The 26,343-nt window shown below is 39.6% G+C and carries 30 protein-coding genes and 6 tRNA genes; 34 read left to right on the plus strand and 2 right to left on the minus strand.

The window, feature by feature from the left end; translation table 11 throughout:
* Positions 1–117: 117 nt before the first annotated feature.
* From BCAMP_RS05110 to BCAMP_RS05135, 6 genes are all read left to right on the plus strand, one after another.
* Entirely contained in the window at positions 118–897 is a 780-nt protein-coding gene (locus BCAMP_RS05110; protein ID WP_035314223.1) for an ABC transporter ATP-binding protein, read from the plus strand.
* On the plus strand, positions 872–1,162 hold the full coding sequence (locus BCAMP_RS05115) for a hypothetical protein (RefSeq protein WP_035314225.1): 291 nt from the start codon (positions 872–874) through the stop codon (positions 1,160–1,162). Before BCAMP_RS05110 ends, BCAMP_RS05115 begins: the two co-directional genes overlap by 26 nt.
* Positions 1,149–1,844: a hypothetical protein gene (locus BCAMP_RS05120; protein WP_332248511.1), complete on the plus strand. Its 696-nt coding sequence runs from the start codon at positions 1,149–1,151 to the stop codon at positions 1,842–1,844. The genes BCAMP_RS05115 and BCAMP_RS05120 overlap by 14 nt, the downstream gene beginning before the upstream one ends.
* 79 nt (positions 1,845–1,923) lie before the next feature.
* A complete protein-coding gene (locus tag BCAMP_RS05125; RefSeq protein WP_156921146.1) occupies positions 1,924–2,793 on the plus strand; it encodes a hypothetical protein in 870 nt (289 codons plus the stop codon).
* A gap of 16 nt (positions 2,794–2,809) precedes the next feature.
* Positions 2,810–3,484, plus strand: a complete 675-nt coding sequence (locus BCAMP_RS05130) for a response regulator transcription factor (RefSeq protein ID WP_035314230.1) — start codon at positions 2,810–2,812, stop codon at positions 3,482–3,484.
* 99 nt (positions 3,485–3,583) lie between these two features.
* Positions 3,584–4,531: a sensor histidine kinase gene (locus tag BCAMP_RS05135; RefSeq protein ID WP_156921147.1), complete on the plus strand. Its 948-nt coding sequence runs from the start codon at positions 3,584–3,586 to the stop codon at positions 4,529–4,531.
* Between the two features lie 111 nt (positions 4,532–4,642).
* Here BCAMP_RS05135 and BCAMP_RS05140 read toward each other — a convergent pair whose 3' ends face one another.
* Together BCAMP_RS05140 and BCAMP_RS05145 are read right to left on the minus strand one after the other, a co-directional pair.
* Positions 4,643–5,734 carry an iron-containing alcohol dehydrogenase family protein gene (locus BCAMP_RS05140; protein ID WP_232217923.1) on the minus strand — a complete coding sequence of 364 codons (1,092 nt, stop codon included), beginning with the start codon at positions 5,732–5,734 and terminating at the stop codon, positions 4,643–4,645.
* Between the two features lie 7 nt (positions 5,735–5,741).
* Entirely contained in the window at positions 5,742–6,644 is a 903-nt protein-coding gene (locus BCAMP_RS05145) for a LysR family transcriptional regulator (RefSeq protein ID WP_035314234.1), read from the minus strand.
* Between the two features lie 217 nt (positions 6,645–6,861).
* On the opposite strand from BCAMP_RS05145, the gene BCAMP_RS05150 reads away from it, so the two are divergent.
* The 28 genes from BCAMP_RS05150 to BCAMP_RS05280 all read left to right on the plus strand — a co-directional run bounded on the left by BCAMP_RS05150 (position 6,862) and on the right by BCAMP_RS05280 (position 26,043).
* A complete protein-coding gene (locus BCAMP_RS05150; protein WP_035314236.1) occupies positions 6,862–7,980 on the plus strand; it encodes a DEAD/DEAH box helicase in 1,119 nt (372 codons plus the stop codon).
* 15 nt (positions 7,981–7,995) lie between these two features.
* Positions 7,996–8,232: a hypothetical protein gene (locus tag BCAMP_RS05155; RefSeq protein ID WP_035314238.1), complete on the plus strand. Its 237-nt coding sequence runs from the start codon at positions 7,996–7,998 to the stop codon at positions 8,230–8,232.
* 37 nt (positions 8,233–8,269) lie between these two features.
* Positions 8,270–9,649, plus strand: coding sequence for a UDP-N-acetylmuramoyl-tripeptide--D-alanyl-D-alanine ligase (locus BCAMP_RS05160; protein ID WP_035314240.1), 1,380 nt, complete (start codon positions 8,270–8,272; stop codon positions 9,647–9,649).
* Between the two features lie 432 nt (positions 9,650–10,081).
* Positions 10,082–11,620: a DEAD/DEAH box helicase gene (locus BCAMP_RS05165; RefSeq protein WP_035314242.1), complete on the plus strand. Its 1,539-nt coding sequence runs from the start codon at positions 10,082–10,084 to the stop codon at positions 11,618–11,620.
* Positions 11,621–11,722: 102 nt separating this feature from the next.
* Entirely contained in the window at positions 11,723–12,193 is a 471-nt protein-coding gene (locus tag BCAMP_RS05170) for a PH domain-containing protein (RefSeq protein ID WP_035314244.1), read from the plus strand.
* Entirely contained in the window at positions 12,186–12,452 is a 267-nt protein-coding gene (locus BCAMP_RS05175; protein ID WP_035314246.1) for a hypothetical protein, read from the plus strand. Before BCAMP_RS05170 ends, BCAMP_RS05175 begins: the two co-directional genes overlap by 8 nt.
* A complete protein-coding gene (locus tag BCAMP_RS05180; RefSeq protein WP_035314248.1) occupies positions 12,433–13,173 on the plus strand; it encodes a PH domain-containing protein in 741 nt (246 codons plus the stop codon). Before BCAMP_RS05175 ends, BCAMP_RS05180 begins: the two co-directional genes overlap by 20 nt.
* The gene (locus BCAMP_RS05185; protein ID WP_035314249.1) at positions 13,160–13,624 is read left to right on the plus strand and encodes a PH domain-containing protein; all 465 of its coding nucleotides are present in this window, start codon (positions 13,160–13,162) and stop codon (positions 13,622–13,624) included. Before BCAMP_RS05180 ends, BCAMP_RS05185 begins: the two co-directional genes overlap by 14 nt.
* Positions 13,625–13,788: 164 nt before the next feature.
* Positions 13,789–14,061: a holo-ACP synthase gene (acpS, locus tag BCAMP_RS13045; RefSeq protein ID WP_332248512.1), complete on the plus strand. Its 273-nt coding sequence runs from the start codon at positions 13,789–13,791 to the stop codon at positions 14,059–14,061.
* A 3-nt stretch (positions 14,062–14,064) separates the two neighbouring features.
* Positions 14,065–15,183 carry an alanine racemase gene (gene alr, locus BCAMP_RS05190; RefSeq protein ID WP_035314251.1) on the plus strand — a complete coding sequence of 373 codons (1,119 nt, stop codon included), beginning with the start codon at positions 14,065–14,067 and terminating at the stop codon, positions 15,181–15,183.
* A 63-nt stretch (positions 15,184–15,246) separates the two neighbouring features.
* Positions 15,247–15,594: a type II toxin-antitoxin system PemK/MazF family toxin gene (locus tag BCAMP_RS05195; RefSeq protein WP_035314253.1), complete on the plus strand. Its 348-nt coding sequence runs from the start codon at positions 15,247–15,249 to the stop codon at positions 15,592–15,594.
* Between the two features lie 244 nt (positions 15,595–15,838).
* A complete protein-coding gene (locus BCAMP_RS05200) occupies positions 15,839–16,114 on the plus strand; it encodes an ATP-binding protein (RefSeq protein ID WP_156921148.1) in 276 nt (91 codons plus the stop codon).
* Between the two features lie 18 nt (positions 16,115–16,132).
* Positions 16,133–17,122, plus strand: a complete 990-nt coding sequence (locus BCAMP_RS05205) for a PP2C family protein-serine/threonine phosphatase (protein ID WP_035314255.1) — start codon at positions 16,133–16,135, stop codon at positions 17,120–17,122.
* 15 nt (positions 17,123–17,137) lie between these two features.
* Positions 17,138–17,491 (plus strand): anti-sigma factor antagonist, encoded by a 354-nt coding sequence (locus BCAMP_RS05210; protein WP_035314256.1) that lies wholly within the window; start codon positions 17,138–17,140, stop codon positions 17,489–17,491.
* Positions 17,472–17,912 (plus strand): anti-sigma B factor RsbW, encoded by a 441-nt coding sequence (gene rsbW, locus BCAMP_RS05215; protein WP_198015716.1) that lies wholly within the window; start codon positions 17,472–17,474, stop codon positions 17,910–17,912. The genes BCAMP_RS05210 and rsbW overlap by 20 nt, the downstream gene beginning before the upstream one ends.
* 13 nt (positions 17,913–17,925) lie before the next feature.
* Positions 17,926–18,717: an RNA polymerase sigma factor SigB gene (gene sigB / locus BCAMP_RS05220; protein WP_035314257.1), complete on the plus strand. Its 792-nt coding sequence runs from the start codon at positions 17,926–17,928 to the stop codon at positions 18,715–18,717.
* A gap of 134 nt (positions 18,718–18,851) precedes the next feature.
* Positions 18,852–21,020 carry a Tex family protein gene (locus BCAMP_RS05225; RefSeq protein ID WP_035314258.1) on the plus strand — a complete coding sequence of 723 codons (2,169 nt, stop codon included), beginning with the start codon at positions 18,852–18,854 and terminating at the stop codon, positions 21,018–21,020.
* Positions 21,021–21,485, plus strand: a complete 465-nt coding sequence (locus BCAMP_RS05230) for a SprT family protein (protein WP_035314259.1) — start codon at positions 21,021–21,023, stop codon at positions 21,483–21,485. It begins immediately after the preceding gene.
* A 111-nt stretch (positions 21,486–21,596) separates the two neighbouring features.
* A tRNA-Ser gene (locus BCAMP_RS05235) sits at positions 21,597–21,684 on the plus strand.
* A gap of 11 nt (positions 21,685–21,695) precedes the next feature.
* Positions 21,696–21,767, plus strand: a tRNA-Glu gene (locus BCAMP_RS05240).
* A 2-nt stretch (positions 21,768–21,769) separates the two neighbouring features.
* Positions 21,770–21,846: transfer RNA gene (locus tag BCAMP_RS05245), tRNA-Asp, on the plus strand.
* A 43-nt stretch (positions 21,847–21,889) separates the two neighbouring features.
* Positions 21,890–21,966, plus strand: a tRNA-Asp gene (locus BCAMP_RS05250).
* Between the two features lie 5 nt (positions 21,967–21,971).
* Positions 21,972–22,043: transfer RNA gene (locus tag BCAMP_RS05255), tRNA-Gln, on the plus strand.
* 149 nt (positions 22,044–22,192) lie between these two features.
* Positions 22,193–22,277, plus strand: a tRNA-Leu gene (locus BCAMP_RS05260).
* A 68-nt stretch (positions 22,278–22,345) separates the two neighbouring features.
* Positions 22,346–22,732 (plus strand): fluoride efflux transporter FluC, encoded by a 387-nt coding sequence (locus BCAMP_RS05265; protein WP_035314260.1) that lies wholly within the window; start codon positions 22,346–22,348, stop codon positions 22,730–22,732.
* Positions 22,729–23,073, plus strand: coding sequence for a fluoride efflux transporter FluC (locus BCAMP_RS05270; protein ID WP_035314261.1), 345 nt, complete (start codon positions 22,729–22,731; stop codon positions 23,071–23,073). Before BCAMP_RS05265 ends, BCAMP_RS05270 begins: the two co-directional genes overlap by 4 nt.
* A 96-nt stretch (positions 23,074–23,169) precedes the next feature.
* The gene (locus BCAMP_RS05275; RefSeq protein ID WP_051456907.1) at positions 23,170–24,567 is read left to right on the plus strand and encodes an amino acid permease; all 1,398 of its coding nucleotides are present in this window, start codon (positions 23,170–23,172) and stop codon (positions 24,565–24,567) included.
* Positions 24,568–24,684: 117 nt separating this feature from the next.
* Positions 24,685–26,043: an amino acid permease gene (locus BCAMP_RS05280; RefSeq protein WP_035314262.1), complete on the plus strand. Its 1,359-nt coding sequence runs from the start codon at positions 24,685–24,687 to the stop codon at positions 26,041–26,043.
* Positions 26,044–26,343 lie beyond the last annotated feature (300 nt).

Below are 26,343 nucleotides of genomic sequence, written 5' to 3' on the forward strand. Positions count from 1 at the left end.
ATGCATTTACTGTACAGTTTTTCACAAAAGCTGTCTAGTTATTTGCCCGTCATAGGTGAAACATGCAATTTAGCTCAAAAACAGCTAAAATAAGAATGATAGTGAAAGGGTGACGAAATGGATCCGATTTTATCAGTAAAACATGTTCGTAAAATATATGGGACAAATGAAGCGGTCTCGACTGCAATTAATAGTATTTCATTCGATGTGCCAAAAGGTGAGTTTGTTGGAATTATGGGACCATCGGGTGCAGGAAAATCAACACTCCTAAATATTATGTCGACAATTGACGAGGCTTCAAGTGGTGATGTCTTTATTGAAGGCGTTGATATTACACAATTATCAGAAAAGAAAATGGCACAGTTCCGCAAAGAAAAACTTGGTTTCATCTTTCAAGAATATAATTTAATTGATACATTGACGGTGAAAGAAAATATTATTTTGCCGCTTACCATCATGAAACAGAAACGACAAATAATTGAAGCGAAGTTCCAACGGATTGTAAAGGCGTTTAGAATTACAGAGATGGCTGAGCGCTATCCGTCCGAACTGTCAGGTGGTCAGAAACAGCGAACAGCAGCGGCTCGGGCGTTCATTTCAAATCCAGCCGTGTTATTTGCCGATGAACCGACAGGGGCACTTGATTCAAATGCCTCGACACAGTTGCTCCAAATGCTCGAACAGGCGAATGAAGTCGAAAAAACGACAGTGTTAATGGTGACCCACGATGCTTATGCAGCGAGTTATTGTCAGCGAATCCTTTTTATTAAGGACGGGAGCATTTTTATTGAATTGTATAAGGGCGGTAAATCGCGCCAAGTGTTCTTGAAGAGTATCTTAGATGTGCTTGCAGTTATAGGAGGCGCTAACGATGATTTTTCGAATGGCCATACGTAACATTCGACGTAGCCTTAGTATCTATCGTGTTTATATGACAGCCTTAGTGTTTGCTACGACCGTTTATTATTTATTAGCGACATTAAAATACAATCAACAGCTCATGCGTTATTTTGATGTTAAAGGCTATGTTCAATTGGGCTTTAATATGTCAGCGGTCGTGCTCCTATTTGTTATGGCAATTTTGATTTTTTTTCTCCAGCAATTATTTTTTCAAGGAGCGTCAACAGGAGTTAGGGATTTATTTTTTAATCGGGATGCGTAAATATCAAGTGCGCTTGTTAGTGTTTTTGGAAACCGTCTGTATTAGTAGTGTCGCCTTAATCGGCGGCTTTTTAGCAGGCATGTTTTTTTCACGCTTAGCGACAATGATATTATTTAAATTTATCGGATTGAATGAAACGACCGAGGTTGTGAATCATCATCTTGCCTTGCTTGAAACAGGTACGGTTTACGTTTCCTTGATTGTATTGGCTTCGTTGACAGGTCTATCACGCTTAAAACATTTTCCAATCATTCGTTTGAAGGAGAACAAAAAGAAGAGGGGTCATCTATGGCTCCGCTGGTTGTTAAGTATTTTAGGACTGGTAATGTTAGCGTCAGGCTACTATATCGCCTATGAGATAAAAGGAATCGATGGTCAGTTTATCGGCATCTCTTACTTGCTATGGATACCTTTGGTTACGATGCTTGTTAGTCTGGCGACGTATCTTATTATTCAATCGGTGATACCTACAGTTTTAGAGGGCGCTAGAGCACTGAAATTGTATAGTTATCATGGGATTAATATGATGTGGTTGTCACAACTAAGAGCACGAATGGGTTCCCAAGTGGTGATGATGACGACGATTACGCTATTGAGTGCAGTGACGATAACTTTTTTTTTGTATCGTGAACAGTTTATTTATTTCCGAAAAAATCAAGGTCGATCAAAGCCCCATTATTAATTATCAAATCGTTAATCCAACAGCAAAATTGAGCGCAAACATTCTCGCAGGCATCGATAATAACAGTGTAGCGTTTAGTTTGAAAACGACATTAATAGAGGACGCTGTGAATGATGCAGCGAAAACCAAACCGTATCAATTATCGATTATTTCGTGGCAGACATATGCACAAATTAGTGAAACGTATCACTTTCCTGTCGGAGAGCAATTGCAAGGGGATGAAACAAAACTATTATTGGCTCAAGAAAATACTAAAGATGAGAGTAATACTACTCAGAAGTTAATACCGTATCAATTAAAGAAGCAGACGGTTAAGTTCGATGTTTCCAACGTAAGTGAACGGCAAAATGTGTTCAGTCGTTACGATGATTATTTAGTCGTGAGTCAACAAAAGTACAAGACGCTAAGTCGTGTGGTTACACCAACGTCGGTGTTGTATATCAAAATGAAAGCTCAGCAAGATAGCCCGCAGGTCGTTAAGACAATCAAACACGTGCTGAAAAACGCAGAAGATGTTTACCTCTATTCAGTTGAAGAAGATGCAAATTTCTTTAATTTAACTTTCGGTATTATTATGTATATAGGTATCTTTTTAGCGCTTGTGTTTATTGTGGCAACCGGCACGATTATTTACTTTAAACAAATGCTTGATGCCACCAAAGCTAAGCAAACATATCAGACTTTGTATCGTATGGGTGTGTCTTATGAAGAAATGCGCATGATTGTTATCAAGCAGTTAGGCTTCGTTTTCTTTATGCCATTGTTGTTAGCAATTGTCCATAGTTTGTTTGCCCTCAAGGCCTTTTATGCAATCATCGAGAGTTCGTTTGACCCGCTTATTTTAGGTAGTATCTTGTTGTATGCGCTGATTTATTTTGTCTATTATGTGATGGGAGTGCATCATTATTTAAAAATCGTCTGCCCACCCGAGATGCGCACAACTATTTAATTAAAGGAGTGAGACCATGAAAGTCTATGTTGTAGAAGATGATCCCGTTATTATTGAATCAATGGCCCTTAATTTAGGGCGTTGGGGTTTAGAGGTATTTAAGGTAACCGATTTTGAAAAAGTGTTAGAAGAATTTATTACAATTGAACCTCATTTTGTTATTTTAGATGTGACACTGCCGAAGTTTGACGGTTTTTATTGGTGTCGTCAAATGCGTGACATCTCGAAGGTACCGATTATTTTTATTTCATCACGTGATTCACAGATGGATCAAATTATGGGAATGAATATGGGGGCTGATTATTATATTGAAAAACCGGTCGATATGGATATTTTGATGGCACGAGTCAATGCCTTATTGCGCCGAGTGTATTCTTATAATGAGATTGCACAACCAGTCGTACTTGAACAAGATGGTTTAGTGTTACAGGTCGATACGAATGTAGTCAGCTATCAAGATGCCAAACAAGAGCTTACGAAAAATGAGTTTTTAATCCTCTACACACTGATGCAACAACGGCAAAAAATCGTATCACGTGATGAAATCATGAGAGTTCTATGGGAAGATGAAAGTTTTGTTGATGACAATACATTAACCGTTAATATCGTACGCTTACGAAAAAAACTGCTTGAAATTGGCATCAAAGACCGCATTCAAACGAAAAAAGGACAGGGTTATATGCTTAATTAATCGGAGGTGTCAATGTGAGTCTGTTGCATTATTTGAAAGAGAAAAAAAAACTTTTTAGTATACACCAGCGTGCTTTTTACGGTTATTTCACTGTTTTTGATGACGCAACCTGGCAATCGGATGATGTTGACTGATTATCGTTATTTATGCTTAATATATATTGGTTTAACCTTGTTGTATTTAGTTAGCGATTATTTTAAAATGCGTCGCTTTTGGCGTGCGATTGAGGCAGTGATGTCACGCAATGAAACGATTGATAATATTGCAGCCTTGCCACGTGGTTACTCGACACAACAAAAATTATTTGTAAGGGCGCTAAAAAAGCAAGTGAATAATTATCATCGTTTTGTCGCCACGTCGATTGATAAAGATAAGGATAAACAAAATTTCGCGATGTACTGGGCTCACGAAATTAAAACACCGGTGATTGCCAGTAAGATGTTATTAGCGGATCATAAAGAGGTGCTACCAGAAAAAGTAAGGCAGCAGCTCGACTACCAATTGAATGAAGTCGATCGTTTGACGATGCAATCGCTCTATTTCGCACGATTGGATTCCTTTGAAGCGGATTATATTATAACAGAAGTTAATTTAGCGCGGATTATTAAAGATGTTGTTAAGCGTCAGGCAACGCTCTTTATAAGTAAAAAAATCAAGTTAACAATGACTGTGCCAGATGTATGGGTACGCTCTGATTCGAAGTGGTTGAGTTATGTGTGTGATCAAATCATTTCTAATGCAATCAAATATACACCTCCATCTGGTGAAGTGACCTGTTCAATTGAACAAAGAGATAATCATGTGAGTTTAAGCATCAGTGATAATGGTCCAGGCATTGCTAGCGAAGACCAACAACGAGTGTTTGATAAAGGATACACCGGCTCCTTAGGAAGAAGCAGCCATAAGGCTACAGGGATGGGGTTGTACTTAGCGAAACAAATGGCGCTGAAACTCGGACATGAGTTAAGCTTGAAGTCCGAACTTGGCAAGGGGACAAGCATCCAGATTATATTTGAGACGAAACCCCAGTATTTTATGCCAGAATAAAAGTGACAGCAACCGTTTAGAACTATCGAAATAGACTCGATATATTAAAATAGGCAAGACAGTGAATGAGCGACTGTCTTGCCTGTTTGTATGTAAGCTTCCTAAGATATGTTAGTTGGCTTGTTGTTGAAAGCTCTCTAATGCTTTGATTGTGTCAACGACCCGTTCTGGAGTAACGGGACTTGCTAAAAAGTGAATGCTTTCACCTGGTGCACAGGCACGTTGCGCAATCGTTAATAAAGCGTCGTCGTTTAGCTCAGAAAGGTTGAGATCAGCTAAGGTTTGAGGAAGCTTAAACTGCTCATAAAAAGGAGCTAGTTTAGTGATTTCGCTCCATTTATCCTCAAGTGCAAGTTGCACAAGCACACCGTAAGCGACTTTGAATCCGTGTAAAAAAACATGTGTTTCAGTTCGAGCGGTCAAGGCATCATGGATTGGATGGGCAGCAGCGGTGCGACCGTAATCATCGCCAAAACCGCCAACGAGTCCACCGGCCATGATGTTGGTTTCCATTACTTTGAGCCATGCATAACTGGGGTTCTTGTCACGCATATCAGTGACGGCCTGTTGGGCGAGAGCTAAAGGGATATCATGGCACTGTTGTGCAGCATAACGACATAAATCTAGCGCAAGACTCGGTTGTTCAACCTGCGATAAGATTGCATCAGCTTCATACCATTTGGCTAAGGTGTCGGCAATACCGGCAATGAAAAAAGCGATGGGTGAATCGATGACGACACGTGGCTCGACCAACAGTAAGGCTGTCTGTTGGGCGTAGACTTCAAAACCAGTTGAGCTACCGTCTTCAGTATAAAGGACGCTTAACGGTGTCCAAGCCGCACAATTACTTGCCATTGTCGGCAGTAAAATCACCGGGACATAGCCACTACGGAAACCGACAGCTTTAGCTGTATCCATCACTTTTCCACCACCTAAGCCGATAATAGCATCTGCTTGAGCCGCTTTGAAGAGTGTGAGTAACCGTGTGATTTCAATGTCAGAGCATTCACCGTTAAATTGCACAGTAATAACCTCTATATTGCCGAATTCAGGTAAAAAGGGTGCGGCTACACGATAGGCATTTTCACCATGCAAGATCAGTACCTTTTTGATAAAACGTTCCGCTAGTTTGCCCGGAAGCTGTGCATAAGCGCCTTCCTGGCATAAATATTCTTGTGGTGCTGGTCGGAGTGTAAGGTTCATCGTCACGTTAAAGCACCTCTCTTTCTGAAGTGTAATGATTGATTAAAAAATCTTTGAACAGCTGTTCGCTCGGAGAAAGACGACGTTGGAGGGTGAAACCAATTCCGACAGTCCGGGTTAAGCTTGGGTTTTCAATTGTTAAAATATGAGAGTCGTTTGAATGAGCATCGGCTAAAATGATTTCAGGTAAAATAGCAATGCCTAAACCGGCTTCGACAAGGCCATTAATCGTGTGTAAATCAGCACTTTGGAAAATAATATCCGGTTTAAAACCGACACTTTCACAGGCGTTAATGATGTCGGTATAAAGTGAAAAGGTTTCAGGAAAAAAAACGAATTTTTCGTTTTTTAAATCGACTAAGTTAATTGTTGTTCGTCTGTTTAAAGGATGATTTTTAGGAACGACAAGTTTTAGTTTTTCTTCAAAGAAGGTAAAAGTGTCGACTAAGGTTGTTTGCTCAGGCAAAGGTGAAAAAAAGGTTAAGTCCAAATTGCCACTTAACAAATTCTCATTTAATTCCTTGTTTGACCCCTCAACAAATTGATAATTAACGTCGGGGTATTGCCGACGAAATGAAGAGATTAACTTTGGCACAAGGTTCGTAGCTAAAGATGTCGGGAACCCAATCTTAACGGTGCCAATTTCGGGATTGGCATACTCAGACACGATATTGGTTGCCTTGTTTAATTCATTCAAGGCAATCTTGACTTGAGCTAAATAAAGCTCGCCAATTTTTGAAAGGTGTAAATTACGGCCCATGCGATTAAAGAGGGCGACACCAAGTTCATCTTCTAAGTTAGTAATTTGGCGGCTAATGGCAGATTGTGCCACGTGTAGTTGCTCGGATGCTTTTGTCATATGTTCAAACTTAGCGACCTCGACAAAGTAATGCAATTGGCGTAATTCCAAAATATATCCCTCCAATGAAAATCGATTAATTATATACATGCTATCGCAAAAAAGCATAACTGACTAGTGTTTTTTGCAAATTAACAGTAATTTATTTGAAAATTCAAATAAATAAAAAGAAGAGAACGGGTCTTCGCTTAAGAAACTAATGCAATCTAAGGTGCTTTCTGTCATAATAAAAGAGAAGAATTGAGCAAAGAAAGGTTGTTATTTTTAAATGAATCAATCAAATTGGCCGAAAGAATGGCAAGATAAATGGGTAGAATTAGGATATAGTGAAGCAACACCCATTCAACAACAAAGTTATGAGCCACTAATGTCAGGTAAAGATGTCGTTGGCCAAGCACCAACGGGCACTGGTAAAACACTTGCATTTGCATTAGGGCATCTTGAACGAATTACAACTGAGAAAAAGAGTCAATGGCTCATACTAGCACCATCACAAGAACTTGTCGTTCAAATTGCAGATGTAATCCGTCCGTTTTTATTAACGGGACAAACGATGACAACACTGGGCGGCGGAGCCAATATTAAACGTCAGCTCGAAAAATTAAAGAAAAAGCCGAATGTGCTTGTAGGGACACCAGGTCGTGTGGCCGAATTAATCAAGCAAAAGAAATTAAAAATGCATGAAATCAACTATATTACAATTGATGAAGCCGATGTTTTATTAACTGAAGAACACGAAGCAACAACAGTCTTTATCTGTCAGTCAGCCAATCGTGATCGTCAAATCAGTCTGTTTTCAGCGACGACATCAGATCGGTTAGATGAATTTTTTGCCAACGTTGAAAGCGTTGAGCAAGTGGAAGTTGTGGCAGGTGATGCGAAGATGCCTGATTCGATTACGCATGTTTATATTCAGTCAAACCCACGAGATAAAGTGAAAACATTATATCGCCTTGCTCAAATTGAGGGCATGAAAGCAATTGTTTTTGTCAATACGATTGGACGACTCAATACGATTTATGAAAAATTGAACTTTGATGGATTGAAAATCTCAGCTTTACACAGTGATCTTTCTAAAATTCAACGTCAAGAATCAATCCGAGATTTCAAAAAAGGTGAGACAGCTTTATTATTAGCAACAGATGTTGCCGCACGTGGGATTGATTTGCCCAATCTGCCTGCGATTATTCAATTCGATTTACCAAAAAGTTTAACACAATATGTTCACCGTAGTGGTCGTACTGGCCGAATGGGCGAACCAGGTGCTGCTATAAGTATCGTAACGGATCGCGAGGCACGTGAATTAAAACAAATGGTCAAAGAAAATGATGTTGAAATGATCGAGAAACTAGTGAAGTTCGCACATTTAGTTGATCCTAAAAATTAATAAAAGGGGCGAGTGATGATGATTGATTTGATTGTTTTAATCTTCGTCATGTTAATAACGAGCTTTGGTATTTACTTTAGCACTTTACCGTTTGTTCCAGATATAATGATTAATGCACTTTGGGCTTTTTTTATCCTTTATCTGATTGTACGGATGGTATGGGGGAAATTTTCGCGTAATCGTGAAGTGACCGTGGTCTTGTTTACACTAGCTTGGGTTATTATCACGTATGTTATCGCGTATTTCATTTGAAAAGGACAGTAAGACTATATTAAGGGAGTATACTAACATGATTAAAGAAACATTAGAAACAATTGCACAGTGGGTTAACGGAACAATTGAAGGTGACCAGGCAACTGAGGTTAAAGGGATATCGTTTGATACACGTAAAATTAGCCGTGGCAACTTATTTATTCCATTTGTAGGTGAGCGCGATGGTCATGCTTTTGTCGTGGATGCTTATCAAAAAGGAGCTGTGGCAGCCTTATGGCAGGTCGATTCAGAGGCTAATAAGCCCGAGGGATTGCCAATCATTTTAGTCGAAGATACGTTGGTTGCATTACAAACGTTAGCCTCAGTCTATTTGCAACAGGTGAATCCGAAGGTGATTGGTATTACGGGTAGTAATGGTAAGACAACAACCAAGGACATGTTGGCGAACGTATTGGCAACGACCTATCGTGTGCATAAAACACAAGGGAACTATAATAACCATATTGGTGTGCCGTTTACGATTTTGAATATGCCGTATACGACAGAAGTGTTGGTGCTTGAAATGGGCATGAATCATGCGGGTGAAATTGCAGTGTTAACTAAAATCGCCCAGCCTGATATTGCGATTATAACGAACATCGGCGAAGCCCACCTCGAATTTTTAAAATCGCGTGGTGGTATTGCTGATGCTAAACTTGAAATTGCCGAGGGATTAACTGCTGAAGGGGTGCTTATTTATCCAGATGATCCATTACTAACAGAGCGTCTCATGGGAAACACGCCATTTGAGCGTCAACATTTTGGTGTATCTGAAAATAATGCTATCTATCCAACTGCAATAACAGCCTTAATGACGGCAACTGAATTTAAAACATCGTTAACAGCTAATACAGAATTTCACGTGCCAATTGTTGGTGTGCATAACGTTTATAACGCCTTGGCAGTCATTTTGGCCGCTCGTCGTTTAGATGTAGCTGCTGATGAGATTAAAGCGGGATTAGCAATTGTCGATCGAACAGCTGACCGACTCGAATGGATAGATGGTACAAAAGGTATTAAAATTTTAAGTGATGTTTACAATTCAAGTCCAACGGCATTGAAAGCAGTGCTTGAAACATTTGCACAAATACAATCAGATCGTCGCAAAGTTGTTGTTGTGGCTGATATGCTAGAATTGGGTGCTCAAGCGCCGATGTTACATGCAGGTATTGCCGATTCACTAACACCCGCTATTGATGAGGTATTTGCCTATGGACCATACATGTCGTACTTTAGTGAGGCTGCTAAATCACTCTTATCTCCAGAAAAAGTACATTATTTTACTGATTTAACAAAATTAACAGCTGCCTTACAGGACTCGCTCGTTGGTGATGAGCTCCTGCTGTTTAAAGGGTCTAATTCGATGAAGTTGAATCAAGTGGTCGCTAAGCTAACTGATGAGGCATCATCTAATTAAGTGAATGTTGTTGTCACAATGGCTTCGCTTATTTTTAAATTAAAAAAGTGCTCTTTTGGGACTTTTGCTACACTTGCGACACACTGTGAAAACAGTGTGTTTTCTTTCATTTTGAAGCTGTAAATTAATGAAAGAAAATAACGAATGTGTCAAAAAATGAACGAAACTATTTGAAATATTAAACTGTACGTGTTATTATTAAACTAGATTAGTAAGCCGAGCTAATTAAGGCGAGGGCTTTTTGAGTGAATATTAGTTTATAAGTAGTTACTGTGAGACACACTTGCTTGGTACGCAATACTAGACCAGGCTTTTATTATGGATAAAACTAAGACTGTAAAAAAACAGTGACAATTGTAGAAGAGATCATACAGAAGCTCTCCTGAATAGATGGTTAAACACCAATTTTGTTTCACAAAGGAGAAGAAGATATTGACTAAATTTTCAGAACTAGGTTTAGATGAAAACGTATTAAAATCAGTAGAACGCATGGGGTTTGAAGAAGCAACACCAATTCAAGCGAAAACAATCCCACTTGCAATTGCAGGTAAAGATTTAATTGGACAAGCACAAACAGGTACAGGTAAAACTGCTGCCTTTGGTTTACCACTTATCCAAAAAATCGATCCTAAAAACGACAGCGTGCAAGCAATCATTATTGCACCTACTCGTGAATTAGCGATTCAAGTTGCAGAAGAACTTTACAAATTAAGCTATGACAAACGTGCACGCGTTTTATCTGTTTACGGTGGTAGCGACATTGGTCGTCAAATCCGTTCATTGAAAAAAAACCCACAAATCGTTGTTGGTACACCGGGACGTGTGTTAGACCATATTCGTCGTAAAACATTGAAATTACAAAACGTTGAAACTGTTGTAATGGATGAAGCAGATGAAATGTTAAACATGGGATTCATTGATGATATCGAAACAATCTTAAGTGAAATTCCAAAAGAACGTCAAACATTACTTTTCTCAGCAACAATGCCTGATCCGATTCGTCGTATTGCGGAACGTTACATGCAATCGCCAGAAATTGTTCGTGTTGCAGCTAAAGAGATGACTGCTTTATTAATTGAACAATTTTACGTGAAAGTTCAAGAAAAAGAAAAATTCGAAGCATTAGTACGCCTCTTAGATGTACAAGCTCCGAAATTATCAATCATCTTTGGTCGTACAAAACGTCGTGTTGATGAAGTTTCTCGTGCATTAGACATGCGTGGCTTTAACGCTGAAGGTATTCATGGTGATTTAACACAAGCGAAACGTTTAAGTGTTTTACGTAAGTTTAAAGAAGGAAAAATCGATATCTTAGTTGCAACCGATGTAGCAGCTCGTGGATTAGATATTTCTAACGTTACTCACGTTTATAACTTTGATATTCCGCAAGACCCAGAATCATATGTTCACCGTATCGGCCGTACAGGTCGTGCAGGTAAAGAAGGTATGGCTGTAACTTTCGTCTCTCCTCGTGAATTAGGCTACTTACGTATTGTTGAACAAACAACTAAAAAACGTATGACACCTCTTGCTCCACCAAGTGAAGATGAAGCATTCACAAGCCAATTAACACAATCAGTTGAAACAGTAATGGAAAAAGTGCGTGAAGGTAAATTAGAAAACTTTGTTGCATCTGCTCGTGATTTATTAGAAAACGTGTCAGCAGAAGATGCTGTAGCAGCGATGTTAGCATTAGTAACTAAAACACCAGATCAAACACCAGTACATATTACTGAAGAACGTCCATTACCTAACCGTGGTGGCGGACGTGGCGGCAGCGGCGGCGGTTACAAAGGTAAACGCAGCAGTGGCGGTGGCAGTAAAGGCGGTTACAAAGGTAACGGTGGCGGTAATCGTCGCAGTTCAGGTGAACGTTCTAAAGATGGTGGCGCTCGTCGTGAACGTCCAGCCGGCGGTAACGGTGGCGGATCTCGTCGCAGTTCAGGTGAACGTAGCTCATTCAAAAAATAAGCACAATCAAGAAAACCAATTCGTTGGTTTTCTTTTTTTTTTGACTAAGATAGTTGTGAAATAAGCAGACCTCCATTACACTGAAAGAAAGGTAGGTGTGTTATGCAACAACAAAAATTACCACTAACGATTCGTAAGGTGTGGCGTCAAGTCACTTATATTAACAGTTCGGTTATTATCGGATTGACAGGTCTATATTTAATGTTAGCAATGTTCTTCCACTGGAGTTGGCTCTTTAGTTTAATTGGTGTAGTCCTCATTATCTATCAATTATTTGTCAAAGAAATGTTTATTAATAAGTGGCGGTGGGCGCGCTTTAGTTATAGTATTTATGATGAAGAAATTGAAATTGTGACAGGTGTTATATTTAGAAGTGAGGAACTGATTCCGATGATTCGTATCCAACATGTTGAAACAAATCAAGGACCACTATTACGAAAGCAACAATTGAAAGAAGTGCATATTTATACAGCAGCCTCGACGCATATAATACCTGGTTTAGCTGAGGAGAGTGCGACTCATTTACAGGCGAAAATTATTGAACGTGTAAAGGTGGCGACAGAAGATGTCTAATGAAGTTAAGGCATCAAGAAGGGAACACCCGATTCAACTTGTAATGATTATAGTGAAATACTGTAAAGATTTTTGGTTTCCGATGCTTTTTATGGGCGTCTATAGTATGTTTGAAGGGAAATTGAGTTGGACAAATTGGCGTTTGTATGTTGTGCTTGTATTATTTAGTGTTTTAGTGTGTCAACTACTCCAGTATTTTTTTAGGCGTTTTTATATCAATGAAGATGGGGTAGGCTATTATGAAGGGATTTTTTTTTAAAGAACATATCTTCATGCCTTATGAACGAATGCAAGCAATTGATGATAAACAATGGTTTTTTTATCGTCCGTTTAAGGTCTGTGAAGTTCAAATTCATGTAGCAGGAACCGAAAAAACACTGACGTTGCATGCAATTAAAGTCACGGAAGCAGTTGAGATAAAGCAACGACGAACGAACAATTTTGGCGTGATTGATGTCAACGATGAAACGGAAGGGAATTCGGTTATCGAACAGGCGAAGTGGACAGTTGAATTATCGGTGTATCATACCGTCTTGGAAGCGGTTTTATCGCTAAAAACCTATGTCGGTATGTTTGTGTTGCTCAGTTTTATCACACAAGTAAGTGAATATTATGATAGTCATCAATTGGAGGCGTCGGTTTCAAAAATTATTTCTCTCGGTTTTTTTGTGATTGTTATCGTTGTGATGGGGGCATTTATCATCAGCACACTACTAGGGATACTAATGAAGTTAATCCGTCATTACCACTTTATCGTGTCAGGGTTCGCGGATTATTTTGTCATTGAACGAGGTTTGTTTCAACGTCATCGGACCACGATTAATCATGCAAAAATACAAGCGTACACTTTAAAACATAATTGGCTAATGCACTTGTTAGGTTATACGAGCATCAGAGTTATACAAGCAGGTGACGACACCGAAAGTAGCAATTTAATCATGCCTTTAATAAAAAAAGACGAGCTAAGTGTTTTTTTTTGAAAAGATAGCGCCTAATAATATCTTTCCAATAGTAGAAAAAGGGCTTGCTCCAAAGGCTTCTTTGCGGTTGTTTTTGACGAGGGTTGTCTGGATAATTATCCCGATTATGGCTGTGATGTTTGTTATTTCATTTAAATATGCTGTGTATCTCTTAATTATTCCAGTTGTTCTTGGGGTGAAATGTCGGATTGAGCAGAAACATAGTGGTTATAATCTAGCGGAGCACGTACTTGTATTTCAGATGATTCGTTTGTGGGGTGTTGAAGTGGTTTATACCGAAAAAAAGCGAGTGCAATCTTTGGTGCATCGTCAATCGGTTTGGATGAAGCAATCAGGTCTATCTCATCTGACGATAACTTTGGCGGAACAAGGGGCGTATCAGCTACGACTAAACTATTTAAAAAATACAGATGCTGAAAAAATCTATTTTTGGTTTCGCCGTAAATCCTAACAGATGTGCTAAATCAGTCGTTTAATCGTAACGAGCTATGTTAGAATAAGTGTATATTATGTAGAAAAGAAGGTATGAGATGATTTTTGGAATTGGAATAGATACAGTTGATTTAAATAGAATAGCAACCTTATTACAAAAAAAATGACCGTTTTCTTAATCGAATTTTAACCGCTGCTGAAACGTCGGCCTATCGTCAATTAAAACAAACACGTGCGATTGAATTTGTCGCGGGCCGTTTTGCTGCTAAAGAGGCTTTTTCAAAAGCGTATGGCACAGGGATTGGGCCGGAATGCTCCTTTCAAGATATCGAAATATTAAACACAATGAATGGCAAACCAATTGTAACTCATCCCTTTGAATTGAAAGCGTTTGTTTCGATTACGCATACCGACACAGTAGCGATGGCACAAGTTATTTTAGAAGAGAGGGACTAATAGATGGAACCAGCATTACACCGTAACACTTGGCTTGAAATTAACACAACAAATATTTGTTACAACATTAAACAGCAACAAAAACAATTGCCGCCAGGAACCGTTATCTTTGCAGTCGTGAAAGCTAATGGCTATGGTCATGGTGCAGTTGAAGTAGCCCGTACAGCAATCAAGGCAGGTGCGAAAGGTTTATGTGTGGCAGTTCTAGATGAGGCATTATCACTAAGAGCTGCCCGAATTACAGTTCCTATCTTAGTATTGGCTCCAATTAGAGCAGAAGATGTGGCACTTGCTCAGTTGAAGGACATTAGTGTGCCGATAACAAGTGCTGAGTACTGGCAGAAACTCGTGCCGTTTATCAGCGCTGAGAAGCCGTTAAAAGCGCACCTCGTGATAGATTCCGGCATGGGCCGAATTGGAGTGCGGACCGCGACAGAGTTATCGAGCTTAGAACAACAGATTCGACAAGAAACGTTTGTCGAACTTGAAGGAGTCTTTACTCATTTTGCGACGGCAGATCAATTAAACCAAGTATACTTTAACCGTCAACTAAGGGTGTTTGAAGAAATGGTAGCAGTGCTAAAAGAACGACCTCTCTATGTACATTGCTCTAATAGTGCAACCGCCTTACTCCATTCACAGTTGCAACAGTCAAGTGTCCGCTTAGGTATTGGTATGTACGGCTTATCACCATCGCCCGAAATTGTTGAGGCATTACCCTATCAGTTACGACCAGCCTTAAGCTTATATTCGCAATTAATTCATGTTAAATGGGTTGAGGGTGGGGAAACGATTGGTTACGGTGCGACTTATACAGTTAAAGCACCGGGTGAATGGATTGGGACGATTCCGATTGGTTATGCAGACGGTTGGTTGCGTGATCGAACAGGTAGTCAAGTGATTGTCGCTGATCAATTCTGTGAAATCGTCGGACGTGTTTGTATGGATCAATGTATGATTCGGTTACCGCAACGCTATCCATTGCAAACGAAGGTGACCCTAATTGGACAAGATAAAACGAAACAGCTGACGGCTGATGATGTAGCTCATTATACAGATACAATCAATTATGAAATCATTTGTTTACTGAGTGATCGCATACCACGTGTTTATACTGAATAAAGTCGTAGGCTTGATGAGTTCGTGTGGAGAAGGACCAACTTCGGCAGATGGAGGGGTGGGAGAATGATAAAACGAGGTGAGATATATTATGCAGACTTATCTCCTGTCAAAGGATCGGAGCAAGGTGGAATTCGTCCTGTTTTGATTATTCAAAATGATATTGGTAACAAGTTCAGTCCGACTGTAATTGTCGCTGCGATAACTGCAAAAATACAAAAAGCAAAGTTATTAACACATGTGGAAGTGAAAGCCACTAAAAAGGGCTTGAACAAAAATTCTGTCGTATTACTAGAGCAGATTAGAACGATTGATAAACAACGACTTACTGATCGAATTACTGTATTAGATAAACAAACGATGGAAGCCGTCGATAATAGCTTGAAAATCAGCCTTAGTTTAGTTACTTTCTGATTTTTTGATAAATTTCAAAACGAGTCTATCCTATAAAAATAGTCTATACTAAGAAGAGTAAGTATTATAAGTCTCTTGACTGATTATAGGTGATAAAATGCGAATAAAAGAAAATTATGAAATAAACAGTGAGTGGGATATCGTTGACGCCAGACGCTACACTAAGAAGGTATGTATAAAATTAGGATTCGATTTTATAACTCAAGCATACATTGTGAATTTTATTAGTGAACTATGCCAAAATATGTATACAGTGGCACAATCAGGTATTTTATCAGTCGAAGCTATTATTGAGGAAACACGCAGAGGGATTGCGATTAAGGCTGTTGATAATGGCCCTGGTATTGCGAAAATGACCGATTTTTTATTAGAAAATAATATTAATGAGGACTCATCTGATAGTCGCTTAAATGTGATTGGGATGCGACGTTGGTTCGATGAATTTGCAATAGCTTCGGTTGAAGCGGGGGTAAAAGGCCTAGAAATAACAGTTATCAAGTGGTTAACCACAGGGGAGTGATTAGTCTGAAACAAAAGTTTGAGCAACAGTATCAGCATTTTTTTTAACTTATATTTGGAAAGTGGCGATGAAACTAATTTATACCAACTCAAAAAATGGAGCGATGAAGTATTAGCGTATGGTATATCGCCAGATGAAGTGGTAGCAATTCATCGTAAGGCACTGCTCAGTCAATCTACTAAAGTTTCAAACAGTATGGTGTTGGCTTTAGAAATATTAATGACAGTAATGATTACATATGGCACGGATTTCAGACAAAGTTTAATGATAAAAGAAAAGCAAATGGAACTACAAACTGAAATTAAAAAAGCAAGTAAAATTCAGCGGAAACTATTAGAAACGAAGGTGCCGCAAACGGATTACTTGGAAATCGGCATTTGTCATCAGCCAGCGCATCAACTTAGTGGTGATTTATATCATTTTAACGAGAACAACGGTGGGATTTCAGTCTGTTTAGCTGATGTGATTGGAAAAGGAGTGCCTGCGGCGTTAATTATGTCGATGCTTAAATATGCGATGCTTAATACACCAGACACGATTAAATCAGTCAATTCATTATTGAGTTATTTGAATGATGTAACCGTGGAACACTTAAGTGAAAATATGTTTGTGACGATGTTTTTAGGGGTATATGACAAGTTGAATGGGTCTTTTAAATACAGTTCAGCTGGTCATGAAATTGGTTTTTTTTATCAAGCAGAAACCGGTAAGTCACAAGATTTGTATGCGAAAGGTTTAATTTTAGGAATCCAAAAAGAAGAGGTATATCGTGAATATGAACAAATGTTACAAATTGGCGATATCATCATTATTTTATCAGATGGCGTGACAGAAACGCGTGTAGCTGACGGTTTCATTGAACGGTCTGAATTGAAACGATTAATAAATAAATATCATTGTCTGCCAGCTCAGGCGATTGTTGATCAAGTGTATCATTCATTAGCGGCTTTACAGGATTTTAAATTATATGATGATTTTACATTAATCGTCTTGAAACGTGTGCGTTAAGAAATGAGGGAGAGCATGGGACTACAAATTAAGTGTGAACAACAAGCTAACAACACTGTTTATTTCACATTGAGCGGTGAGATTGATGGTAATACTGCCCCGCATTTAGAAGCGGAACTGGCCCGTTTTTTCACCATAACTCAAGGGGTGATAACAGTTGATTTTGGGTCTGTTAGTTATATGGATAGTACAGGATTAGGTGTGTTAGTAGGCACATATAAAGCGATGGTTGCAAATAAAAGTCAACTCATTATTACTGAGGTATCTGAACGGTTATTTCGATTGTTTTCGATTACTGGTCTGGATAATATAATGACAATAATTCGTCAGAAAAAGGATGGCATTGTGGATGACAATAAAAAAAGGTGAGGTTATAGAACTGAAGATTCCAGCTAAATCAGAGTATATTTCGTTAGGGCGATTAGCAATCGCTAGTGTTGCTAATCGTTGCGGATTTAACTTTGATATAATTGAAGATTTGAAAATCGTGATTAGTGAGGCGATTACCAATGCGGTAAAACATGGCTACGTCTGTACGGATGATGGCGTGATTGATATTCGTTTCACTATTTTTGAGGAATACTTAAGTGTGCTCGTTAAAGATAATGGCAAACTTGCGAAGGGCTCATTACCAGAAGAAACGCTCCCGTATTCGACAGATGTGACGAGCGATACATTAGAAATTGGCGGTTTGGGGCTCCTATTAATCAAATCACTAACAGATGATGTTATAATAAAAGAAGATAAGGGACTCTCAATCGAAATGATTAAATACTTTGGCAAAGAGTAGGTGACTACAACATATGGCGCAAAGAGGGAAAATAACTGAAACAACAAAAGAAATGGTGGATGAATGGATACAGCGGGTGCAAGAAAGCGATGATGACGCGGCGAAAACCGAATTGGTACTTCATTATGCAGGTCTTGTTGAAGCGCTCGCTCGAAAATATTCTAAGGGCAAGGTTGCCTACCATAATGATTTGGTGCAAGTTGGTTATTTAGGATTATTAGGGGCAATTTCTCGATTTGATGCAACATTTGATCGAAAATTTGAATCGTTTGCGATTCCGACAATTATTGGCGAAATAAAGCGCTATTTACGAGATAAAACATGGAGTGTTCATGTGCCACGTCGGATAAAAGAATTAGGGCCTAAAATTAAAAATACAGTTGAAGAGTTAACAACGGAGCTACAACGTTCTCCTTCAATTATTGAAATAGCACAGACGATTGGTTGTGAAGAAGAAGAAGTGCTGGAAGCGATGGAAATGACGCAAAGCTATCAAGCGTTATCGGTTGATCATACGTTTGAAACGGATAATGATGGCTCACAAATGAGTTTGTTGGATGTCGTGGGAAATGAAGACGAGGGCTATGAACTCGTCGAAGAACGGATGATTTTAGCGAAGGTAATGCCCGTTTTAAATGAGCGGGAACAAATGGTAATACAGTTGACTTTCTTTGATAATTTAAGTCAAAAAGAAACAGGTGAAAAAATGCAAGTGTCACAGATGCATGTCTCACGATTACAAAGAGGCGCGATAAAAAAATTACGAACGGCCTTATTAGAATTGAATGAACATGATCAAACATAAAAGACAAAGCCACTTTAATTGCTGTGACGTTGTCTTTTTTGTTTGATGATAAATAATGCGTCTAAAAGACAAACTATGATAAACTAAAGTTAGTTACGACTGCAAACAGACTCACACTTAAAAGGGGTAATCGAATGAATGAACTAATCATCCAACAATTAACAACTGAATTAAATATAAACAAACAACAAATAAAGACGACCTTAACCTTACTTGAAGATGGCAACACAGTTCCTTTTATTGCTCGTTATCGTAAAGAAGCAACCGGCGAATTGGATGAGGTGCAAATACGGGCGATTGAAGACCGTCACACGTATTTAACAAAATTAATGCAACGCAAAGAAGATGTCATTCGTACAATTGCCGAACAAGAGAAGTTAACACCGAGTTTACAACAGGCAATTGAACAAGCGACGAAGCAACAAGTAGTTGAAGATTTATATCGTCCCTTTAAAGTGAAGAAACGCTCAAAGGCAACAATTGCAAAAGAACGAGGCCTCGAACCGTTAGCGAAATGGGCGTTAGCCTTACCACAAAGTGGCTCGATTGACGTTGAGGCCCAAAAGTACGTGTCGCTTGAACAAGAATTACCTGACGGAGAGGCGGTCATCGAAGGCGTGGTCGAGATTATTGCGGAGGTCATTAGTGATAACCCGACCTATCGAACATTTATTCGGGATCTGAGCTTAACAAAAGGGCGAATTACAGCCGTTAAAAAGAAACAAGCTGAAGATGAACAAGAAGTATTCGCAATGTATTACGATTACAGTGAAGCAGCGAATAAAATTGTGCCACATCGCGTGTTGGCGGTTAACCGTGGTGAAAAAGAAGGTGTCTTAAAAGTGACACTCGAAGTGGATGTTGAAGCGGTACACCGTTATTTAGCGCGTCAACTGCTACATAACAAAACAACAGTTGCTGACATGCTTTTAAATGACGCGATTACGGCAGCCTATAAACGTTTTATTGGACCCGCAATCGAACGTGACATTCGGAGTGATTTGACTGAAAAAGCGCAAACACATGCGATTGACATCTTTGGGAAAAACTTACGTAAATTATTATTACAATCGCCACTTAAAAATAAAACAGTATTGGCACTTGATCCAGCTTATCGTACCGGTTGTAAATTAGCGGTGCTTTCTAAAGATGGGCAAGCGGTGACGACAGCGGTCATTTATCCGCATAAGCCTGTTAATAAACGAGCAGAAGCAGAGCGTATTATGCTTGAGTTGATTGCCCAATACGACGTTGAAATTATTGCAATTGGTAATGGAACGGCATCCCGTGAATCGGAGCAGTTTACGGCGGCGTTAATTAAAGAAAAGCACTTAAATGTATCGTATATTATTGTCAATGAAGCGGGTGCTAGTGTTTACTCAGCGAGTGAAATGGCTCGTGAAGAATTCCCGGATTTAACAGTTGAAAAACGCTCAGCTATTTCGATTGGGCGTCGCTTACAAGATCCGCTCGCCGAGCTTGTCAAAATCGATCCGAAATCGATTGGCGTCGGTCAATATCAGCATGACGTTTCGCAAAGAGAACTGAGTGATTCGTTAACTTTTGTCGTCGAGACGGCGGTTAACCAAGTGGGTGTTAATGTCAATACGGCTTCGAGTGCGTTGTTAGAATACGTCTCAGGACTCAACAAAACAACGGCACATAATATTCGCTTATATCGTGAAGAAAATGGTCCGTTTAACAGCCGCGCCGAGTTAAAAAAAGTGCCGCGCTTAGGTGCGAAATCGTATGAACAAAGCATTGGCTTTTTACGTATTCCAGAAGGGAAAAATAAATTGGACGCGACTGCCATTCATCCAGAAACGTATGATGTCGCTAAGTTAATTTTACAACAATTGGAATTAAAACCAAGTGATTTGGGTACAGAGCTGTTGCGTGGAAAAATTAAAACAATTAAACTCGAAGACTTGAGTGAAGCAACCGGTGTCGGTATGCTCACATTAGCAGATGTAATTGAAGCAATGGAAGCTCCGAGTCGTGATTTGCGAGATGATATGGCCGCACCGTTGCTCCGTCAAGATGTTTTGACTGTCGAAGACTTAAAAATCGGGATGGAATTACAAGGCACAGTTCGCAATGTTGTAGATTTTGGTGCCTTTGTTGATATTGGTCTCAAACAAGATGGTCTCGTTCACATTTCGAAGTTAGCCACTAAATTTGTGAAAGATCCGATGAAAGTCGTCTCAGTTGGTGATATTGTGACTGTTTGGGTTGATAAGATCGACAGTGTCAAAAATAAAGTAGGGTTGTCAATGGTGGCAGCAAAAGTGAAGGTCGTTTAAATGAACAATCAGGAATTACAAAGTTGGGTCGAGGAGGTGTCCGAACGTGTATTCGGATACCCTTTTGTTCATCAAGCCACGTTTAATCGTCGGTTACGGACAACCGGGGGGCGCTATTTGCTAGCGACACATCATATTGAAATGAACGAGCGTTATTTGTTAGCCTATGATGCAGCTTATTTTGAGACAATCATCAAGCATGAATTATGTCATTATCATTTACATTTACAAGGAAAAGGCTACCAACATAAGCATCAAGATTTTAAACGACTGTTAAAACAAGTAGGAGGCTCACGTTTTTGTCAGCCGATTGAAACCGACTGGCGTTACTGTTATCAATGCGTGAACTGTCAAGCGCTGTTTCAACGTCGTCGTCGCTTCAATGTCGCTAAATACAGCTGTGGTCAGTGTCGTGGTCAATTGCAAGAACGGTCACAAAATGTTAGGCAAAAGACAATCTTTTAATTAAGGGAAACTTTTTTTTATTTTTTTTAAGATAGTTTCAAAAAAATGGTTGACGCTAGCTCTTAAAGTCTATATAATACTAAGAGTAGTCGAGAGCAATACTTCTTTTAAGGAGAAATACTCAAGTGGCTGAAGAGGCGCCCCTGCTAAGGGTGTAGGTCGCGAAAGCGGCGCGAGGGTTCAAATCCCTCTTTCTCCATAGCGCAATCAGGCCCGTTGGTCAAGCGGTTAAGACACCGCCCTTTCACGGCGGTATCACGGGTTCGAATCCCGTACGGGTCATTGGTCTGGTAGTTCAGCTGGTTAGAATGCCTGCCTGTCACGCAGGAGGTCGCGGGTTCGAGTCCCGTCCAGACCGCCAGTTTTTTAAAGAAAGTGACGTAATAAGAGATAACACCTATATTGGTCTGGTAGTTCAGCTGGTTAGAATGCCTGCCTGTCACGCAGGAGGTCGCGGGTTCGAGTCCCGTCCAGACCGCCAGTTTATGGGGTGTAGCCAAGCGGTAAGGCAATGGATTTTGATTCCATCATGCGTAGGTTCGATCCCTGCCACCCCAGTCATAAAACAGTGCAGAGTTGCACTGTTTTTTTTTATTGAAAAAAAACAAAAATACTTTTAAAAAAGCTGTTGACACTGGTGCGGTAATACGGTAATATAAGTGTTGCAAGTGTTGTTTATCTATTTTTGAAAATAACATAAACAATCAGCGGCCATGGCGGAATTGGCAGACGCGTCAGACTAAGGATCTGGTGCCCGTTTAGGGCGTGGAGGTTCAAGTCCTCTTGGCCGCATAATTTAAGACAGTCGGATATTAATCTGACTGTCTTTTTCTTTTGAAAATAATGGAAGGAGGCATGGAATGAACTACTTAATGGTCTTTGTTTTTGGCGGTTTAGGTGGCATTAGTCGTTATAGTCTCAGTCTGATGCTACAAGGAAACGTGTTTCCGTTTAGTACATTAATTGTTAATTTACTGGGCTGTTTCTTGCTCGTGATAGTGAATGAATATCTGAGTCTTAAATGGAAGTTACCGAAGGCTATCATTGTTGGAATAGGAACTGGTTTTATCGGTGCCTTTACGACTTTTTCGGCCTTTAGCATGGAATTTATGCAATTATATAAGGCAGGTGAAGTCGCCTTAGCGCTTACATATATTGGTGCGAGTTTAATTGGTAGTATGATTGTGATTAACCTTGCGTATTGGCTCGTTCATCACGCGTTGAATAAGAAGGGGGGCAATGTATGAGTTTTTTACTTGTGGGTATAGGGGCGGCCTCAGGAGCGTTATTACGCTATCTTGTCTCTCGACTTGTGCACCTTTTTTATAAGGGCAGTTTTCCGTTAGCAACCTTCCTTGTTAATATGGTCGGTTCATATATGATGGCATTATATCTCATCACAAAACCTTCGGAAACAGTCAGCTTAGTGATGTTAGTTGGTTTCTTAGGTGGCTTGACGACCTTCTCAACCTTTGCGGTTGAAGGCGTGCAATTATTAAAGAAAAAAGAAGTGTTTACTTTTATTTATTACATCGGGATGTCTTATGTTTTAGGGATACTATTAGCTTCATTACGTTACGTTTTATAATAGGATAAAGAAAGTAAGGTGGAGTAAGTGACAGGCAAGAATGAACAAGAAACACAACCGAGTGTGAAACGGCAACTAAAAACGCGTCATTTATCGATGATTGCGATTGGTGGTAGTATCGGTACAGGCTTATTTGTGGCCAGTGGTTCAGCCATTTCAACAGCAGGGCCAGGTGGGGCGCTTTTAGCTTACATCGCCATTGGTATCATGGTGTTTTTCTTAATGACGAGTTTAGGTGAAATGGCGACTTATTTACCGGTATCAGGATCTTTTAGTACATACGCAAGCCGTTTTGTTGATCCGGCCTTTGGTTTTGCCATGGGTTGGAATTATTGGTTCAACTGGGCAATTACGTTAGCCGTCGATGTCAGTACGGCCGCTTTAATTATTGGCTATTGGTTACCAGATGTACCTGGTTGGATTTTTAGTCTCTTTTTCTTAGTGGTAATCTTTTTGCTGAATGCGATGACAGTTAAGGCGTTTGGAGAGGCGGAATACTGGTTTTCAGTCATTAAGGTCGTGACGGTCATTGCCTTTATCATTATTGGGTTATTAACGATTTTTGGTATTTTAGGCGGTCATTATTACGGTCTCTCGAATTTCACACATAAAGAAGCGCCATTTGTTGGTGGTATGCCAGCTATTTTAGCGATGTTCGTCATCGCCGGTTTTTCGTTTCAAGGAACAGAGTTAATTGGGATTACAGCAGGTGAGTCAGAAACGCCTGAAAAAAGTATTCCGAAAGCGATTAAAACGATTTTTTGGCGTATCTTACTGTTTTATATTTTGGCGATTGCGATAATCGCTGCAATTATTCCGTACACGAGTCCTGACTTATTAGGTGGTAGTGAAACGAACATTGCAATGAGTCCATTTACGCTCGTGTTTAAAAATGCCGGCTTAGCGATAGCGGCTGGAGTGATGAATGCGATTATTTTAACATCGGTACTATCGGCAGGAAACTCCGGCATGTATGCCAGTACACGGATGCTGATGGCAATGGGTCAATCAGGCCAAGCACCAAAGGCAATGGGAAAAGTGAATAAACGTGGTATTCCGATGAATGCCCTTATTTTCACAGCCGTGATTGGAGCCTTAGCGTTACTGAGCTCTATTTTAGGGCCACAAGTTTATTTATATTTAGTGGCTGCCAGTGGTTTGACCGGCTTTATCGCCTGGGTTGGTATCGCGGTATCGCATTTCCGGTTTAGACGAGCTTATATTAAGCAAGGTCACCAACTAAGCGCATTGAAGTACAAAGCTAAATGGTTCCCGTTTGGACCATTGTTAGCATTGATTTTATGTATCTTTGTTATTATCGGCCAGGATTTAGGTTCGTTTGCTAAATTTGATTTACAGGCGATTTTAATGACTTATATGAGTATTCCGTTGTTTTTATTCTGTTTTATCTTTTATAAGATTAAGTATAAAACTAAGTTGATTCCGTTAGATGAGGTCGATTTAGAACAGATTGATCTCAAAAAAGAGCAGTAAGAATAGAATATAAAAGGCGGACAAACAGAGCATGTTTGTCCGTTTTTGTTTTTATCAAAAAATAAAATGTTATATTAATAAAAAAAGCGTATGATAGAAGAAAGGAAGAGGGATATTATGTCAAAAGAAACATTGCAACGCTCATTAACAGGAAGACATATTATGCTGATTGCCATTGGTGGCGCAATCGGGACAGGTTTGTTCTTAGGTGCCGGTCGGAGTATTAGTTTAGCAGGTCCTTCGATTTTACTCGTGTATGCGATCATTGGTTGTTTGTTGTTTTTCTTAATGCGTGCCTTAGGAGAATTGCTATTATCAAACACAGACTTCAATTCATTTGCAGATATTGCGCGTGCCTACTTAGGTAATTGGGCGGGCTTTTTTACCGGTTGGACGTATTGGTTCTGTTGGGTTGTAACAGGTATGGCTGAAATTACAGCTGTTGCTAAGTACATTGGTTATTGGTGGCCAAGTATTCCCCAATGGCTTTCAGCTTTAGCCTGTGCACTCTTATTATTAATGATTAACTTATTAACAGTGAAAGCCTTTGGTGAGTTTGAATTTTGGTTTGCAGTCATTAAAGTAACGACAATTGTCGTCTTAATTGTGATTGGTGCGGTGATGATAATCATGGGAACAAAAACACCGAGTGGTCACGTTTCGCTCACACATATATGGAGCCATGGCGGTTTCTTCCCCAATGGGGCTAAAGGCTTTATTCTAGCCTTCCAAATGGCGGTGTTCTCGTTTGTTGGTGTGGAATTAATCGGTGTTACTGCAGGTGAAACGAAGGATCCCGAAAAAACATTGCCAAAGGCAATCAATGCGATTCCAATTCGGATATTGCTGTTTTATATCGGAACGCTGATTGTGATTATGTCAGTGACGCCTTGGAACAAAATTTCGGCGGTAGATAGCCCGTTTGTAACGCTATTTGCCTTTGTCGGTATTCCAGCCGCAGCCACAATTATTAATTTCGTCGTTATTTCAGCCGCTGCGTCTTCATGTAATTCTGGCTTGTTCTCAACGAGTCGGATGTTATATGGGCTTGGGAAACAAGGAGATGCTTCTCCAAAATTCGCACAATTAAACAGTAAAGGTGTTCCGGCTTTAGGTTTGATTTTTTCAGCAATAATTTTATTGTTTGGTGTCTTGCTGAACTACTTTTTACAAGCCGATCAAGTGTTTACGATTGTAACAAGTTTAGCAACGGTGTTGTTTGTTTTTGTATGGGCCATTATTACCGTCTCATACATCCTTTACCAACGTCGTGATCAAGTGTTGGCAGCTAAACAAACCTTTAAGATGCCATTTTCAAAAGTGATGCCATGGATTTTAATTGTCTTTTTTATCTTTGTATTAGCCGTTTTATGTTTAGATGTAGAAACACGAATTGCGATATATGTCGCGCCGATTTGGTTTGCTTTACTAGGGTTATTTTATGTGCTGAAACAACGACACGCGCATAAGCAGTAACAATCTCAGATGAGTAAGACTGTTCTAGGGTGTTATTCCTTGCTTGTTCGGGATGACTTACTAGCAGTAAGTGCACCAATCTTGACCAATGACGATGACAATGTCGCTATTCAGTCATATCATCTTGTAGCCAAAGTCACTTGAACTAACGTTCAAAGTAAAACCAGTTTAATTCGACTTTGTCTACAATCTGAGAGGAGAATGTTTCTCCTCTTTTTTTTATGCCCGATTAAAAAGCAGCTACACCTTTTAGCAAGTTTGTGTTACGCTAACTGTACACAATAAAATGGATACGTCTAT

Source organism: Brochothrix campestris FSL F6-1037, assembly GCF_000525915.1.
GTDB lineage: Bacteria > Bacillota > Bacilli > Lactobacillales > Listeriaceae > Brochothrix > Brochothrix campestris.